Source organism: Peribacillus sp. (assembly GCF_059453735.1).
On record NZ_JAZVJO010000356.1, the window covers coordinates 1 to 3,822 of the forward strand.

Here is a 3,822-nt window from a genome sequence, read left to right on the forward strand (position 1 = left end):
AAGCGGGTTACTCCTCGTATCTAAAAAAGAAAAAGGAATCCAGACAGCAGAGGACTTAGGCGGGAACAAGGTTGGTAAGTGGATGGGCGGGAATGAGTTTGAACTATTAGCGTTATTTGATAAATATGGGTACGATCAAAACAAAGACCTTTCTTTTGTGAAGCAAGGGTTTACGATGGATCAGTTTTTAGGCGGGGATCTAGATGCGGCTTCAGCGATGACATATAACGAATACCAGGTAGTGCTTGAAGAAGGTATTTCTGAAAGTGATCTAACAGTGATTGATATGAATGATGAAGGTGTAGCCATGCTTGAGGATAATTTATTTGCAAATAAAGAGTGGCTTTCTGAGAATAAAGAAGTCGCAGCTAAGTTTCTCCGTGCATCCATCAAAGGGTGGAAAGATGCGGTGGAGAATCAAGATTATGCAGTGGATGCTGTAATGAAGGCAGCAGAAGGAGGAAGTACATCTAAAGATCATCAGTTAAAAATGATGAGTGAAGTTGCCAAACTCGTTGTGCCAGAGGGCTTTGATGCAGAGAAAATTGGTACCATTGATGATGCGATGTTTAAACAAACAGCTGATATTGCACATGAATTCGGCGTAATAGAAAAACCGGCTAATCTTGACGATGCTTATACTCATGAAATTTTGGAGATGGCAGCGGGTAAATAGCTTTCCTGATTTCAAACAAACTCCCCACCGTTAAGGATCGGGAGTTTGTTTATTAACTTCATGATTGTAATAATCCAACAATGTACTCAGCAGCTTCTTCACTGTTGAGTGTATCTGTTTGCACTTTTAAATGGTGCTTGGAATAGATACTTTGCCTGTTGTAAAAAAGTTCTTTTATTTCTTCCACTGATTTGCCTTGTAAAACTGGACGACTATCCATAAGTAAATGGAGTCTTTCTTTCCAAGAATCCCATGTTACATCGAGAAAGATGACCGTACAATTGGTTAAGCAAATCTGTTGCACTTCTTCTTGTAAAAAGGCGCCTCCCCCGACGGAGATAACCTTGCCTGGTTGATTAGAGAACTGAGAAATAAGGCTTTTTTCCTTTTGCCTAAATGCTTGTTCTCCATACGTTTTGAAAAATGCTGATGTGGTCATCTTGTATGCAGTTTCAATTTCTTTATCGATATCGATAAACTCACGGGATAATTTGTTGGCAACGAGTTTACCAATCGTCGTTTTACCTGCCCCCATAAACCCGATAAAGACAATGCTTTTTTCTTTGAGCAATCTATCCGTGCTATTCATTAGTAGCTGGCCTCTTTCATCTTTAGTGATTTTTAAGTTTTCCAAAATACCGAATATAACACTGACATCTTCTTATGTTATCTGAAAATTCATATTTTGTCCATGCGTTCACTTTGACAAAAATCTAGCAGCTAAAATTATAGTTTCAGATTTATGATCGTAGGGTTTAAATCTAGTTTTTATTTTTTGATAAAAAAACATACAGGCCTAAAAAGATTACTAACAATGCAGGGACAACAGCTGCCATAGTTTCAACCCCTTATTCGAATTTGTTACTACTACTACGTATATAAAAGGACAAAGTTTCGTAAATCGTAAACTTCAGTGGGTTGCGCACATGAAGTATGTGGACTTCTTGTGTCAATTTTAAAATACTCATTCGAGATAAATGGGCATTCGATTTAGTAGCAATACCCAATCACCGTACATATTTTGAAGTAAACGTTGGGGAAAAAAGAAGTGGTTTCAATTTCCCTTTTATGATGCTCATCTTACTATACGGAGGTTATCTAAATGAATGAGTTCCAAAATCAACTGCAAATGTTAAATGTGGATCAGTTTCAGGCAAGTCAGCCCGTTCAATGGGGGCAAGATCCTTCTGGTCAATGGGTGCAAAATCCGAATACAATGGAAGATTCTCGTCTGATTGGTTTTGGCTTTGGGTGCTTTTTATGTTTTGGCTGTTTTGGCTGCGGAGGTTGTGGTGGTTGTGGGAGATGCGGCGGCTGCGGACGTTGTGGAAGATGTGGTAGATAAGGATATCTAAAGATTGAGTCTCTGCTGAGCAGGGACTTCTTTAGGTTAGACATATGAGACAAGTTGTCATACATAGAATGAGAGTGAACGACATGGAACAGAATGGAGTTTTCAAGTTAGGAGGAGCGTAATGGATTTGACCTCTTCTATGAAGTTGAAAGTGAAACGGGACACGTTTTTTCTTCCAGAACCTACTAGAGGCGTGTATTTTCGGAATAATACCAGTTCCTTTCGTATGGAGGGCACGACGATTGCTCAGTGGGTTGAAACGCTTTTACCGATGTTTAACGGTAAACATACACTGGGCGAGTTAACAGCTGGATTGCCAAGCACATACGAAAATATGGTCCTGGAAATAGCCAATGTTTTATACAAAAATGGATTTGTCCGGGACATGAGTCAAGAACGTCCACATCAGTTGAAGGAAGAGGTTTTGATTAAGCATGCCTCACAGATTCAATTTTTAGAGAACATGATTGATTCTGGAGCCTATCACTTTCAAATGTATCGCCAGAAAAAAGTATTAGCAGTTGGTTCAGGGGATTTATTTGTTTCTTTGGTTGCGGCTTTGCTGGACTCAGGCTTACCTGCCTTCCATACGTTTATTACAGAAAGAGTACCCACAAATAAAAAACGTTTGAATGAACTTGTAAAGCATGCATGTAAGTCTGATACCGAAGTAAGGGTTGAAGACATCTCCTGGAAGTTCGAAGGAAATAGTTCTTGGCGGGAGTTGGTAAGGTCATTTGATGCAATCTTGTATGTGTCTCAAGAAGGTGATGAAGGAGAATTAGGCAGTCTGCAAGCTGCATGTAAGGAAGAAAAGAAAGTGTTTTTCCCAGCAATCATCCTCAATCAGACAGGGATAGCTGGTCCAATAGTTACTCAAGAATCGGTTGGTTCCTGGGATTCGGTGCGGCGTCAATTACATCAATCGGTGCTGAGTGCAGAACCTGGTTTTTCTGCTTTTTCAGTTACAGCAGGAGCCATGTTGGCTAACATTCTTGCTTTTGAATTATTTAAAGAACTAACAGGGGTCACCAAACCCGAAGAAACGAATCAGTTTTATCTACTTGATTTGGAGACGTTAGAAGGAAAGTGGCATCGCTATCTTCCGCACCCGTTGGTGACAGGTAAAGCAAAAGTAAAATGGGTAGAAGATGCTGATGAAAGGCTTGGGAATAGTTCAACAAGAACGGAAGAGGGAAACTTATTTCTATTCTTTAGCCGGTTGACCTCACCGCAGTCAGGGATTTTCCATAGCTGGGAAGAAGGAGAGTTAAAGCAGCTTCCGCTTGCTCAGTGTCGTGTCCAAGTGGTTGATCCATTGTCGAAAGGGTTTGCTGAACTGCTGCCGGAGATAATTTGTTCGGATTTAACGCATAAGGAAGCACGAAGAGAAGCGGGACTTTCTGGAATTGAAAGGTATTCGGCAGAGATCATCAAACAGCTCAAACCAACCTTATCGTCTGAAGAATTTCTAGGGATTGGTACAGGAGAAACATTTGCTGAATGTGTTTGCCGAGGTCTTCAAAAATGGTTGAATGTTGAGTTTACTAAGCATGCATATAGTCAAGAGAATACAGCAGATAACGTCGTGTTAGACACGGTAGAAGATGAACGCTGTCGCTATTACTTACAGGCGCTGACGACCATAGCAGGCATACCAAAGATTGCACGTGGTAAGAATATATCTGGTTTCCCAGTAATCTGGGTCAATACGGACGATAGTTGGTATGGAAGTATAGGGGTAACCCTGACCTTTGCTTTGCGAAATGCGTTACAACAGGCCTTGATGAAC

4 protein-coding genes are annotated in these 3,822 nt (G+C 40.6%); 3 read left to right on the top strand and 1 reads right to left on the bottom strand.

From position 1 onward, the window contains the following. Nucleotides 1–676, top strand: a 676-nt coding sequence (locus AC52RT_RS11380; protein ID WP_495540852.1) for an ABC transporter substrate-binding protein, incomplete at its 5' end; no start/stop codon positions are given. A gap of 58 nt (nucleotides 677–734) precedes the next feature. On the opposite strand, the gene AC52RT_RS11385 is transcribed toward AC52RT_RS11380, so the two are convergent. After that, on the bottom strand, nucleotides 735–1,265 hold the full coding sequence (locus AC52RT_RS11385; RefSeq protein WP_495540853.1) for a shikimate kinase: 531 nt from the start codon (nucleotides 1,263–1,265) through the stop codon (nucleotides 735–737). Between the two features lie 513 nt (nucleotides 1,266–1,778). On the opposite strand from AC52RT_RS11385, the gene AC52RT_RS11390 reads away from it, so the two are divergent. Beyond that, nucleotides 1,779–2,021: a hypothetical protein gene (locus AC52RT_RS11390; RefSeq protein WP_081704918.1), complete on the top strand. Its 243-nt coding sequence runs from the start codon at nucleotides 1,779–1,781 to the stop codon at nucleotides 2,019–2,021. 130 nt (nucleotides 2,022–2,151) lie between these two features. Then, a partial coding sequence (locus tag AC52RT_RS11395) for a putative thiazole-containing bacteriocin maturation protein (protein ID WP_495540854.1) occupies nucleotides 2,152–3,822 on the top strand: 1,671 nt, incomplete at its 3' end.

Bases quoted from the DNA above. Each gene is read 5' to 3' on its own strand.
- AC52RT_RS11385 (WP_495540853.1), bottom strand. From the start codon at position 1,265: ATGAATAGCACGGATAGATTGCTCAAAGAAAAAAGCATTGTCTTTATC.
- AC52RT_RS11390 (WP_081704918.1), top strand. From the start codon at position 1,779: ATGAATGAGTTCCAAAATCAACTGCAAATGTTAAATGTGGATCAGTTT.